The 12,243-nt window shown below is 44.8% G+C and carries 10 protein-coding genes; 2 read left to right on the top strand and 8 right to left on the bottom strand.

Going from position 1 to position 12,243, the window contains the following annotated elements; translation table 11 throughout:
• Positions 1-13: 13 nt before the first annotated feature.
• The 3 genes from BLU99_RS05940 to BLU99_RS05950 all read right to left on the bottom strand — a co-directional run bounded on the left by BLU99_RS05940 (position 14) and on the right by BLU99_RS05950 (position 1,724).
• Positions 14-442, bottom strand: a complete 429-nt coding sequence (locus tag BLU99_RS05940) for a DUF6108 family protein (RefSeq protein ID WP_091900263.1) — start codon at positions 440-442, stop codon at positions 14-16.
• Positions 443-446: 4 nt separating this feature from the next.
• Positions 447-1,124, bottom strand: a complete 678-nt coding sequence (locus tag BLU99_RS05945) for an RNA polymerase sigma factor (RefSeq protein WP_091900264.1) — start codon at positions 1,122-1,124, stop codon at positions 447-449.
• 69 nt (positions 1,125-1,193) lie between these two features.
• The gene (locus tag BLU99_RS05950; protein ID WP_091900265.1) at positions 1,194-1,724 is read right to left on the bottom strand and encodes an RNA methyltransferase; all 531 of its coding nucleotides are present in this window, start codon (positions 1,722-1,724) and stop codon (positions 1,194-1,196) included.
• A 413-nt stretch (positions 1,725-2,137) separates the two neighbouring features.
• On the opposite strand from BLU99_RS05950, the gene nadA reads away from it, so the two are divergent.
• Positions 2,138-3,115 (top strand): quinolinate synthase NadA, encoded by a 978-nt coding sequence (nadA, locus tag BLU99_RS05955; protein WP_091900266.1) that lies wholly within the window; start codon positions 2,138-2,140, stop codon positions 3,113-3,115.
• A 17-nt stretch (positions 3,116-3,132) separates the two neighbouring features.
• On the opposite strand, the gene BLU99_RS05960 is transcribed toward nadA, so the two are convergent.
• The 4 genes from BLU99_RS05960 to leuS are packed head-to-tail and all read right to left on the bottom strand — an operon-like array spanning position 3,133 to position 9,543.
• Positions 3,133-5,067: a type IX secretion system anionic LPS delivery protein PorZ gene (locus BLU99_RS05960; protein ID WP_091900267.1), complete on the bottom strand. Its 1,935-nt coding sequence runs from the start codon at positions 5,065-5,067 to the stop codon at positions 3,133-3,135.
• Between the two features lie 30 nt (positions 5,068-5,097).
• Positions 5,098-5,742, bottom strand: coding sequence for a non-canonical purine NTP diphosphatase (locus BLU99_RS05965; protein WP_091900268.1), 645 nt, complete (start codon positions 5,740-5,742; stop codon positions 5,098-5,100).
• On the bottom strand, positions 5,739-6,716 hold the full coding sequence (locus tag BLU99_RS05970; protein WP_091900269.1) for a YitT family protein: 978 nt from the start codon (positions 6,714-6,716) through the stop codon (positions 5,739-5,741). Before BLU99_RS05970 ends, BLU99_RS05965 begins: the two co-directional genes overlap by 4 nt.
• Before the next feature lie 4 nt (positions 6,717-6,720).
• A complete protein-coding gene (gene leuS / locus BLU99_RS05975; protein WP_091900270.1) occupies positions 6,721-9,543 on the bottom strand; it encodes a leucine--tRNA ligase in 2,823 nt (940 codons plus the stop codon).
• 186 nt (positions 9,544-9,729) lie between these two features.
• On the opposite strand from leuS, the gene BLU99_RS05980 reads away from it, so the two are divergent.
• On the top strand, positions 9,730-10,602 hold the full coding sequence (locus tag BLU99_RS05980; protein WP_255397465.1) for a prohibitin family protein: 873 nt from the start codon (positions 9,730-9,732) through the stop codon (positions 10,600-10,602).
• A gap of 448 nt (positions 10,603-11,050) precedes the next feature.
• Here the strand turns inward: BLU99_RS05980 and BLU99_RS05985 are convergent, their stop codons facing one another.
• A complete protein-coding gene (locus tag BLU99_RS05985) occupies positions 11,051-11,824 on the bottom strand; it encodes a hypothetical protein (protein ID WP_091900271.1) in 774 nt (257 codons plus the stop codon).
• Between the last annotated feature and the right edge of the window lie 419 nt (positions 11,825-12,243).

The following is a 12,243-nucleotide window of genomic DNA, read 5'->3' on the forward strand; positions in this document are numbered from 1 at the left end:
CCATTTTCCTTTTTTATTTTAATATATTCTTTAAATTATCGAGTGAAGAGAGCGAACCTTCCATATAGACGACTGTTATCTCTGAGTTCAGACGTTTATAACACAGATATCGGTTCTTACCATTCTCTTTGGGTAGTTGCAGCATAATCGTCTCCAACGAGTGATTTTTCTGACTCTGGCTGTTGATACTATGCTGCTGGTCTTGTTCGACAAGATTTCTGATGCGGCGGATATCTTTTACATCCATCAAATCAAAACGAACACTACGGAAAAAACTTAGCTGATACTTAGTCAGTGATTTTCCTTTTACGCGAGTCTCTATCATCCGCTCCTGAGGAATGATTTTTCCCTCAAAAAGCAGTGAGACACTTAGTCCGCTTTGAGCCTGTGCTGTTATGACAGCCGCTAGCCACATGATAAAAATAAATACTTTCCGTTTCATATTCTTACTCACTAAATAGTTCAATTAACTGGTTCTCTATCTCGTCCTGAGGATTATTCTCTGTAATCTCTCCTATAGTCCGTTTCATCTCCTGCATAACAACTGTCTTGTCTGTGTATTTCTTACCATATACATAAGCCACAAACTCCTCTTGTTGCTCTTGTTTCAAACAATAGACAGTAAGCACTGAAACTGCTGTTATCAGGCAAGCTGCCGCCATTACCGCGATAAGTTTTCTGCGAACAGCCATACGAGCGCGACTTAGTGTCTTGCGTACAGCTACCTCAGTCGAACCCAATACCATAGCTATCTCACTCATCTGCATCCCCTCTAAGTGACGCATCTTGAGAATAGTACGCTGAGTAGAAGGTAACGTATCGATAATTTGCAACATCTGCTCTATCTGTTCACCATCATCGCTGATATCCTCTTTTTCCTGCAACTTAGCAATATCTATGGCAGGATGCTTTCTGCGCAGATAGTCAATACAGAGATTATGTGTTACAACGGCAGCCAAACCATTAATAGGAGGATTAATCTTCTCATGCATCAGCCAGAGCTTCAACATGGCGTCTTGTACGATATCTTCCACCTCATCGGCACTGCTTAGATATTTTCTTGCTGTGCCGACCAACTGCTTTCTTAGAGATTCAGCTCCGTTTTTAAACGCTTCTGGTGTCATTCTTTCGTACTGCTTTTATCCTATTTACGCTGAACATGCCTAATTGTGACACCAAAAACAAGAAAAAAATTAAAAAAGAAGTTGTTTTGCGAAATGCCAGATGATGATACCTGCTGTTACAGATACATTCATAGAGTGTTTCGTGCCGAATTGTGGAATTTCCAGACAACCATCAGAAGCATCAACCACTTCTTGATGGACGCCTTTCACCTCATTGCCAAGAACGACAGCATATTTCCTTCCATGCAAGGGCTCAAAGGTCTGAAGTTTTGTAGATCCATGTGCCTGTTCAATAGAATAGACATCATAACCCTCCCTCTTTAACTCATCTATGGCCTCAAGAGCGTTCTTAAAATACTTCCAACAGACACTATCCTCCGCGCCTAATGCCGTCTTATGGATTTCCGTATGAGGAGGTGTCGAAGTAATACCACATAAGTAAACCGCTTCTATACGGAAGGCATCACCTGTACGAAAAACACTTCCAACATTGTACATAGATCGCACGTCGTCAAGAACCACTACCAGTGGTAGTTTTTCTGCCTCCTTAAACTGTTCCACAGAAAGGCGTTCTATCTCTATCGTTCTTAGCTTTTTCATTTCAGCAACAAAATTACAACTTAGAAAGCAAAGTACCAAATTTTATGTGGAAAACCTGTGGATAAGTCTGTGGAAAACGTAGTGGATAAATATAATGGTATTCTAAGGAGACTATAGAAAGGCGTATATCCACACCTTTATTCTCTAGTTTTTCTAAAGATTTCCACGTAAATTTGCATAAAAAAGATATAAACTTATTATATTTGCACCGAAATTGAAGATTGTGGATAAAATACTTTATGTGCTCATTATCAAAATGAAAGAATTAACAAACAGTATGGATAACGTATGATTACAATAGTATAACTTTTCCTCCAAACAAATACAAGAAAAGTTTTCAAGTAATAAACGGCATATCATACTATTCATTTCATTTTTTAAAAAGAATAAAAAAGAAAAAATATAATATTGTGATGTTGAAAACAGAAAGGCAACAGGTAGGTGAGCTTTGCTCGGGGATGGATTTAAAGGCAGAGATCCGTCAGATGTGTAAGGAGAAAGATGCTATTATTCTTGCACACTATTATACAATAGGTGATATTCAAGATATCGCAGATTTTGTTGGCGACTCATTAGCTTTAGCTCGAAAGGCTGCAGAGACAGATGCGAAGATGATGGTCATGTGTGGCGTGCACTTTATGGCTGAGACCTGTAAATTGCTTTCTCCAGATAAAATAGTATTATGTCCAGATCTAAATGCGGGTTGTTCTTTAGCTGATTCTTGTAAGGCAGAAGACTTGAAGAAATTCAAAGATGAGCATCCTGGTTATCAGGTCATCTCTTATGTTAATACAACGGCAGCAGTAAAGGCTCTGACAGATGTGGTTGTTACCAGTGGTAATGCCAAGAAGGTGGTAGATCAGTTACCAAAAGATGCTAAATTGATTTTTGGTCCTGACTATAATCTTGGGAATTATATCAATGAGGTGACTGGCCGTAATATGCTATTATGGAATGGTGGTTGTCATGTGCATGAACGTTTCTCTGTTTCTAAAATACTCGAGTTAAAGGAACAATATCCTGATGCTGTGGTGATGGCTCATTTGGAATGCAAGGCTCCAGTATTAGCTATAGCAGATGTGAAGGGTTCGACTGCAACAATGCTTAGCTATGCTCAGCAGAGTGATAAGAGACAGTTTATAGTAGCTACAGAAGCAGGTATTTTACATGAGATGCAGCGAACTTGTCCTGATAGACTATTTATACCTGTGCCACCAGAAATCAGCGAGAGCGGCTTAGAATGCAGTTGTAACGAGTGTCAGTATATGAAGATGAATACACTTGAGAAAGTATACAACTGTCTGAAGAATGAGAGTCCGAAGATAAAGATTGATCCGAAGATAGCAAAGCAAGCCGTCAAGCCTATCGAACGTATGCTTGAACTGAGTTAAAGTTAGCAGTTATTGTTTTAATTGATTATTGCGATCTTACAGACAACTCCTTTTTTACCATCAGAGGTCGCGGTGACTACCATATAGACACCGCTGGCTACTCTCTTGCCTTTACGATCACATCCGTTCCACGTGAACAGACCGCCGTTACTTCGTCCTTCTGCTATCAGTGCCCCATTTGAAGAAACAATCTTCACATCGGCATTGAAGGTCAGACCAGTAATGGTGATAAGCCCTGTATAGTCTGGATAAACAGGATTAGGGTAAGCGTAGACGTTTTCTTTTGTCATCTCTTCCTTTGGTTCGGTGGCAAAGCCCAAATAAGAGCAGAGTCCTTTGTCAGTGATAAAGAATATCTCGCCAGACTGGTTATTGATTGAGATAGAGGAAACATGGTTACTGATGAGTTTAGAGTTTTCGGACGTGAAGTTCTCTAACTGTTCAAGGTTGTCGGAGCTGATCAGAAAGGCCCCATTCCCATCGGTACCTAACCATTTTCTATTACCACCATCGACAGCTATACTGTTGATGCTGACACCATTTAAGAGATAGTCGGCATAGTTGGTACCATCTTTCCGAGGAATTTTCACCTGATAGAAGGTAACCTCTTCCTGTCCCACTTCTTCATGCTTAATAATGAAAGGTCCGATATCCGTTCCTATCCATATATCACCTTCCTTATCTTCACAGACACAATACACCCATTTTACATTGTATTTCGTTCCGTCCTGATTGATGAAAGTACTATACTTATGTACCACATCATTTGTTTTATCATAACAGAAAACAGCAGGGTCGAACCAATTATCATTGACAAACCACAATAGATTTCTGTTATCGAATGACATACAACGTAAGGCCGCCAGACTGACGCCATGATTGTCAGCGAGCAGATGATGGTGGTGGTCTATCCATTCTTTCTCTGTCGTATACTCCAACAAGCTGACACCGTCGGCCTGACTGTTGAGCACCCAAAGATTTCCATCGTTGTCGAACTTGATACCCAGAATGAGAACATAGTCATTACCAAGTGCTGTCCCTCTGTCTATGGCTCCTTTCAGCGGACTATTATCTTGATTAAAATATCGGACAAGTTTTCCATTCATAAACTCATAAAGTCCGCATCTTCCTCCTGCGAAGACATGTGCCTCGTTGTAAGGGTCAACATCTATACAACAGATATCCTTATAATCATAGCCTGTTGTCTGATTGACAGTCTCGTCGTAGGAAGTCCAATTGTTTCCATCAAACATCTGTATGATACCCTGTCGATTAGGATCAGGGATACCAGGCAGAAAATAGCCTCCAGTCGTGAACAGTCTTCCATGGGTGAACGTAGACTCATAGTGATGATTATAGACAGGTCCGACAGGCTTCAGCGTAGAGACCATAGAGATATACTTTTCATAGTCGGTCCTGTTCTTCTCAGGTAGTGAGGTAGGATACTGTGGGTGATTAGGCGTATAAGTACCTGTTATCTCCGCTTTTTGGATATTTACCTTGATAATGGCAAAGTTGGTGACGAGATAGGCAAACACGCCATCGATTCTAACATCAGTAATCGTCTTGTCTTCTGTCATCGTCTTATCGTAGAGGGCAGAGATATTGATCACCCTACCATCGGGGTCTATCAGATCGATATTTGAGTTGCCATAGATGATAATCAGACGTCTGGCCTGTTGGCTCCAGGCGATATGTGTGATATATGTATCGCTGAGTCCGTTGGTCCTGTCGTAGGTAACGATACTCTGATCGTTCAAATGGTATTGGTAGAGTGCATTAGAGGCCAATACGAAGAGCTCATTCCCTATGGAACAGATATCCTGTATCTCATGATAGGCGAGCTGATTCTTCCAGGTACCAACTTGTGCTTGTAGTGGTAAAAAAGTAAAAAGGTAAAAAGGTATGAACCATTTTACCAAATTCTTGATCGTGTATTGTCTTGTTCTCATACCTTTTTACTCTTTCACTCTTGTATTATTCTACCTTTTCAGTAAGAACTCTGCCAGTTTTGCTGTGGCACGCGCCCTGTGACTGATCCGGTTCTTGACATCCATGCCGAGCTCAGCAAAGGTCTTGTCGTAACCGTCTGGCTGGAAGACTGGGTCGTAGCCGAAGCCCTCCCCTCCTCTGCGCTCACGAATAATCTCTCCTTCGACGATGCCCTCAAACTGATGGATTTCCTTGATAGAGGTGCATCCGCACGGACATACATTCTTTTTCTGTATTAACGCAATGACCGTACGGAATCTTGCATGACGATTGTTATTTTCTCCTAATTCGTAGAGAAGACGTGCCATGTTTGCCTCAGAGTCGTGCGAGACAAGCGTGGATGCTCCACCAAGAGGATTGTCAGGGAGCGCCGCATATCTGGCACTGTAGACGCCAGGTGCTCCGTTGAGTGCCTCGACTTCCAGACCAGTATCGTCGGCAAAGCAGTCGATATGATAGTGGTCGTAGACATACTGTGCTTTCTGAAGTGCGTTCTCTTCCAAAGTCTTTCCTGTCTCAGGTATGTCCACGTCGCAACCGATATCCTTCAGTGACAACACCTCTATGCTGTCTCCGAGTATCGAACGGATTTCAGAGAGTTTATTCTTGTTGTTCGTTGCGAATACAATTCTCATTCCTTGATTTCTCCTTCCAGTTTCTTTTGTATTCCTTTTATATCGCCTTCTTTCTTCTTGATCTTTACCTTCATCTCGTCGAAGCCCTCGCCATAGACACCGATGACAGAACTCTGAGAGACGAATGCGTTAGGGTCGATCATCTTGATCAGACGGAACATATTCACGCTCTCGTTCTTCTTGGCCAGGATACAGAGCACCTTCATCTTCCTGCCAGTGTACCAGCCGTGTCCGTCGAGGATGGTCACGCCGTGGTGCATCTGAGTGCCGATGGCATTAGCTATCTCCTGCCATTTACGCGAGAAGATAAAGAACTGTACCGACTGGCGACGGGCGTTCATCACGTAGTCGAGGACATAGTTCTCCATGGCCATCACGCAGAAGCCGAACATCACCTTATGAGCTCGTTCGATATACGTTCCGAACTGTGGGAAGAACATACAGGAGCCGATGATACAGAAGTCTGCCGCAATCAGTACAGAGCCTAATGACACATTATGGTACTTGTTGATAGAGGCAGCAATGATATCCGTACCACCTGTCGAGCCGTTATGGAGGAACACCGTAGCCAGGGCGATACCTGTGATGACACAGCCGATGATCATCGACATGAAGTCCTGTCCCTCACCCATCAGTTTGATAGGTAGTCCGTTAGGCTGTTTAGGGATGATCTCCTGTGCGAACATCAACAGGAAGTAAAGTGACAGGATGGCGAAGATAGTCTTCATCAGGAACTTAAATCCCAGGATCTTCAGTGCCACCAGCAGTAGGATACCATTGATGATGATATAGGTATTTTCCAGATGGAAGCCCGTGGCATAGTAGATGATGGCAGATAGACCCGTCACACCTCCAGCCACGATCTGATAAGGCATCAGAAACACGGTGAAGGCGATGGTGTACAACACCAGGCCAAGCGTGATGAAGAAATAGTCCTTCACCTCATTCCATATCATTTGGTGATTGATTGTCATTCTCTTATTTGCATACGATGTTCACCATACGTTTAGGGACGATGATAACCTTCATAATCTGTTTGCCGTCGATGTATTTCTGAGCGCGCTCGTCGGCCAGCACAGCCTCCTCGATGGTCTTATTGTCGGCATCGGCAGCGAACTGCATCTCGAAGCGGGCCTTACCGTTGAAGGCGATGCCCAGCTTGACCTGGCTCTCTACCAGATACTGCTCATCCCATGTAGGCCACTGTGAGTCGCACACACTACCCTGCTCACCCATCATCTCCCACAGCTCTTCAGCGATATGAGGTGCGAAGGGAGCGATGAGGATTACAAGAGTCTTCAACATCTCCTTGTTCTTGCACTTCTGCTGAGACAGCTCGTTCACGCAGATCATAAAGGCAGAGATAGAGGTGTTATAGCTGAACTGCTCGATGTCCTGTGACACTTTCTTGATGAGTTTATGCACGCTCTTCAGGTTCTCAGGCGTTGGGTCTGTGGCTGCGTCACAGTCGCATGCTGAACTGCAGAGGTTCCAGAATTTCTTCAGGAAGCGGTGACAGCCATCGATACCGTTGGTATCCCAGGGCTTCGACTGTTCCACAGGTCCGAGGAACATCTCATAGAGACGCAGGGTGTCGGCACCATACTTCTCAACGATCATATCCGGGTTCACCACGTTGAACATCGACTTCGACATCTTCTCGATGGCCCAGCCACACTTGTACTGACCGTTCTCGAGAATGAACTCTGCATTCTGATAGTCGGGGCGCCAAGCCTTGAAGGCTTCGATGTCGAGGATATCAGCAGAAACGATATTGACGTCGACGTGGATAGGTGTCGTGGTGTACTGATCCTTTAGTCCGAAGCTGACGAACTTACCTTTCTCGCTACCTTCCTCGACACGATACACGAAGTTGGAGCGTCCCTGGATCATACCTTGGTTAACCAGCTTCTTGAAAGGCTCGTCCTCGCAGCTGTAGCCAGAGTCGAAGAGGAACTTGTTCCAGAAACGACTGTAGATCAGGTGACCAGTGGCGTGCTCAGTACCACCCACGTAGAGGTCCACATTACGCCAGTACTCATCAGCATCCTTGCTGACAAGAGCAGTCTCATTCTTCGGATCCATGTATCGCAGGTAGTAAGCCGAGCTACCAGCGAAACCAGGCATGGTGTTCAGCTCCAAGGGGAAGATGGTCTTATGGTCGATGAGATCCTTAGAGACCACCTGATTCTTCTCTGTGTCCCAAGCCCACATCTTAGCGCGTCCCAATGGGGGCTCACCAGTCTCCGTGGGTTTGTACTCATCGATCTCAGGCAGTTCCAGAGGCAGACACTCCTTCGGAATCATGTAAGGCATGTCGTCCTTATAGTACACAGGGAACGGCTCACCCCAATAGCGCTGACGAGAGAAGATGGCGTCGCGCAGACGGTAGTTCACCTTCACACGACCCAGTCCCTGCTCTGTCACATATTTCTTGGTGGCGGCGATGGCCTCCTTAACGGTCAGACCGTTGAGTGAGAACTTCGCAGATGAAGAGTTGCAGACGATACCCTCTTTGGCGTCGTAGCTCTCCTCACTGACATCTGCACCTTCGATTAGTGGGATGATGGGCAGACCAAAGTGCTTGGCGAAGGCGTAGTCGCGGCTGTCGTGGGCAGGCACAGCCATGATGGCACCCGTACCGTAGCCAGCCAATACGTATTCGGCAATCCAGATGGGGATCTTCTCATCCGTGAAAGGATTGATGGCGTAGCTTCCAGAGAACACACCAGTCACCTTATGATCCATCTGACGATCACGCTCAGTGCGCTTCTTCACGTAGTCGAGGTATTTCTCCACTTCTTCCTTCTGCTCAGGCGTGGTGAGTTCGGCCACAAGGTCGCTCTCTGGAGCGAGCACCATGAACGTCACACCAAACATCGTGTCGGCACGCGTGGTGAAGATGGTGAAGTGCTTATCTGAATCAGCGACGTTAAACTCAACCTCAGTACCCTCAGAGCGACCGATCCAGTTGCGCTGCGTCTCCTTCAGTGAGTCGGTCCAGTCGATCTTATCGAGACCGTCGAGCAGGCGCTGAGCGTAGGCGCTCACTCTGAGACACCACTGGCGCATCTTCTTCTGTACCACAGGATAGCCGCCACGTACACTGACACCATCGACCACCTCGTCGTTGGCCAGCACCGTGCCGAGCTTCGGGCACCAGTTCACCATCGTATCGGCCAGATAGGCGATGCGGTAGTTCATCAGCACCTCCTGCTTCTTCTTCTCAGAGAAGCCGGCCCAGTCGGCAGCGGTGAAGTGCAGCTCCTCAGTACCGAGGGCGTTACAATTCTCCGTTCCCATCAGCTCGAAGTGCTCGATGAGTTTGATGGTAGGCTGCGCCTTGTGAGAGGAAGTGCTGTAGTAGCTCTTGAACATCCGCTGGAAAGCCCACTGCGTCCATTTGTAGTAGATAGGATCACAAGTGCGCACCTCGCGCTCCCAGTCGAACGAGAAGCCGATCTTATCCAACTGCGAACGATAGCGGTCGATATTCTCGAAGGTGGTCTTCTCAGGATGTTGACCAGTCTGAATGGCATACTGCTCTGCCGGCAGACCGTAGGCATCGTAACCCATCGGGTTCAGGACGTTGAAACCCTGCTGACGCTTATAACGGGCGTAGATATCCGAAGCGATGTATCCGAGGGGGTGGCCAACATGCAGGCCGGCGCCAGACGGATAGGGGAACATATTCAGTACGTAGAATTTCTTTTTGTTCTTGTCCTCCACCACGCGGTAGGTTTTGTTCTCCACCCATCGCTTCTGCCATTTCTGTTCAATTTCTCTGAAGTTGTAATCCATTGTATGTCTATTTTTTATTGTTTCCGTACATTATAGTTTGAGGGTGCAAAGATACGAATAAGTGAGCAGACCGCCAAAAGAAAAGACTGATAGTTGTGAAAATGTTCCTAAAAAGTGACGTTAAAAGGAAAAAAAGCAATATATTTGCAATTGAATTATTGACAAAATTAAACGATTAAAGATTTTATGGAATTTGGTTTGAAAAGTGTAGATCAGAGATGGCGACCGCTGGTTGTCATCGGTGGTGCCATTCTCTTTGTGATGATATTCTTTGCGATGTGCTGTACAGTGGTCGACTCCGGTGAGGTGGGCATCCGCTTTCATAAATGGTCGCTCAACGAGCAGGATTATGGTGGTGTGGAAGGCACGTGCAAGGGTTGGGTGTTTTATAATCCCATCACCACAAGTGTGTTTACCTACCCGACATTTACACAGCGTAAGCAGTACGAGACATTCTCTGTTAATGCCAAGGATGCCTCGCTCTTCGAGATGGATCCAACCATTGCCTATCGTATCAATCCTGATAAGGCCTGTGACATCTTCACCAAGTACCGTGTGGGTGTGAAGGAGTTGGAAGAAGGCTATATCCGTACCTGTATCTACGAGGCCTATCGTACTTGTGCCAACCAGTATACCTCTGACTCACTGATGTCGAATCGTGCTAATTTCGAACGCGACGTACGTGCCCGTCTGGAGAAATCGCTGATGGCCGAGGGCTTCCTTGTCGAGGAGTTTACTTCGAAGATCACTCCTCCCTCATCGCTGCTCTCGATGATCGATGCCAAGAATACCGCCATCCAGAGCGCTCTGAAAGCCGAAAACGAGGTGAAGGAGGCTGAGGCCAATGCTAAAATTGCCGTTGCCAAGGCTGAAGGTAATGCCAAGGCCATGAAGATCAAAGCTGATGCAGAAGCCTATTATAACCGCACCATCGCTGCTTCGCTCTCTCCGATGATTGTCCAAGAGGACATGATTGAGAAATGGGACGGCAAGATGCCTCAGATCATGACAGGCAATGGTGGTATGATGATGGACATCTCGAAGATTGTAGGTAAGTGATATAATATCTATTGTGATATATCTTTACAAACGACCGCTCATAACTCGCGTGGCAGACAGGAACATCAGAGTGCGCCTCCTACACGCAAGTTATGAGTTGTTTATGTAATCATCTTATTATCAGACGATTATATAAATACAAGAAAGGGGTAGGACTTTTCCCTCAAAGAGATAGGCTCCAAGAGTCGTGGAGATAGGGTTTACGAACGAAAGAGATAATCCCTTATAGGGTATGGAGATTATCTCCTTCACTCGTAAGTGCCATTCCTTACCGTCATGGAGATTATCTCTTTAACCGTTAGAAGCCACCCTTACCCAAAGTAGCCCACATCTCTACGCCAAACAGGGGGAAAAGGAGATAAAAGTCCCCCTTATTTTTTCTAGTTCGCAACTTCTTCCGAACACTTTTTTCGGCACTTTTTCATGACAAATGTTTCTTACGTTAAACTTACCACTTTAACTTCTCAAAATCAGCCTTATTATTCTCGTTCGGGATATATTCCTGGGTATTCTTGTTGACACAAACAGATTTTATAACTCCCTTTGACATGTCATCTAAACTGCATACAAATTGTGGATGATCTAAGAAGTCGGTAACTATCATCTTTCCGTCCTCAACAACTAGATGTCTAACATTCTTATTAAAGAAGATGTCATCAGGATAAGTCTCATAAATACTGCCTTTACCTATCAAGTTATTATGAAGATCACGGACGGACAAAACCAAATTATAACTATATGAGCTAAGAACATGATTCAACTCTATCTTGATGCCATAATCCTTAAATTGCTTCTTCTTGAACAATCTCTCATTTCTATATCCATTGGCTCTGAATTCCTGATGAAGTTTCAGAAATATGTCCAAAGGAATATGACGAACTGTAGAGGCTAGGCGATAGGCTCTTTCCAACAAAGACAGATAATATTCAAAGCGTGCGGTCTCATCAGAGAGATTCAGATAATCACGAATCTCTTCATCCTCCACATGGAGACTTACATGCATGCAAGAAACCGAGCACTCTTTTATCGAACTCAGCTCTCTCGTGATTTGACAAAAGAACATGTTGTATGGTCCGTCTGATGGAATATGCATCTTCCTGATTTGCAATGAGAGGTAATTAGATATAAACCATGTGTTATAGTCAAACCTATTATCAAACTCCTTACCAAATCCTGACCCAGCCCCAGAACGGGCATTCAATATGATATATCTATAATTCATAAGTCGAATATGTTATGGTCTCTGATGTTTCCGGTCATCCAATTTGCCTCGCCTCCTCAATTCATCTGCTAGGTTCCTTTCATATTCCAAAATCCTCGCACAGTTTTGTCCTGAGACCCCTGAGCAATCCTTGAGCCAGTCGAAGAGCTTGTCGAAGCATCGAAGTATCCGTGGTGAGATTGCAGTCTATTTAATCATAGTTCCTTCGACAGGCTCAGGGACCGCTCTGCAACCGTAGGCAATATTTCTCCCTTAAGTAATATTACATATCATTCTCCTATTCACATCTATCGTGCCATCTTTGTGACAGACTGGTTTTACATACATATTTCCTTCACATCAGATTTATGCGCGAGATTCTTTAATATAGGCGATAGCAATATGATTCAGAAACGCTACTTGCATCTGCTTCCTTAAAA

It is taken from the genome of Prevotella sp. lc2012, assembly GCF_900107065.1.
GTDB lineage: Bacteria > Bacteroidota > Bacteroidia > Bacteroidales > Bacteroidaceae > Prevotella.

Bases quoted from the DNA above. Each gene is read 5' to 3' on its own strand.
- BLU99_RS05940 (WP_091900263.1), bottom strand. From the start codon at position 442: ATGAAACGGAAAGTATTTATTTTTATCATGTGGCTAGCGGCTGTCATA.
- BLU99_RS05945 (WP_091900264.1), bottom strand. From the start codon at position 1,124: ATGACACCAGAAGCGTTTAAAAACGGAGCTGAATCTCTAAGAAAGCAG.
- BLU99_RS05950 (WP_091900265.1), bottom strand. From the start codon at position 1,724: ATGAAAAAGCTAAGAACGATAGAGATAGAACGCCTTTCTGTGGAACAG.
- nadA (WP_091900266.1), top strand. From the start codon at position 2,138: ATGTTGAAAACAGAAAGGCAACAGGTAGGTGAGCTTTGCTCGGGGATG.
- BLU99_RS05960 (WP_091900267.1), bottom strand. From the start codon at position 5,067: ATGAGAACAAGACAATACACGATCAAGAATTTGGTAAAATGGTTCATA.
- BLU99_RS05965 (WP_091900268.1), bottom strand. From the start codon at position 5,742: ATGAGAATTGTATTCGCAACGAACAACAAGAATAAACTCTCTGAAATC.
- BLU99_RS05970 (WP_091900269.1), bottom strand. From the start codon at position 6,716: ATGACAATCAATCACCAAATGATATGGAATGAGGTGAAGGACTATTTC.
- leuS (WP_091900270.1), bottom strand. From the start codon at position 9,543: ATGGATTACAACTTCAGAGAAATTGAACAGAAATGGCAGAAGCGATGG.
- BLU99_RS05980 (WP_255397465.1), top strand. From the start codon at position 9,730: ATGGAATTTGGTTTGAAAAGTGTAGATCAGAGATGGCGACCGCTGGTT.
- BLU99_RS05985 (WP_091900271.1), bottom strand. From the start codon at position 11,824: ATGAATTATAGATATATCATATTGAATGCCCGTTCTGGGGCTGGGTCA.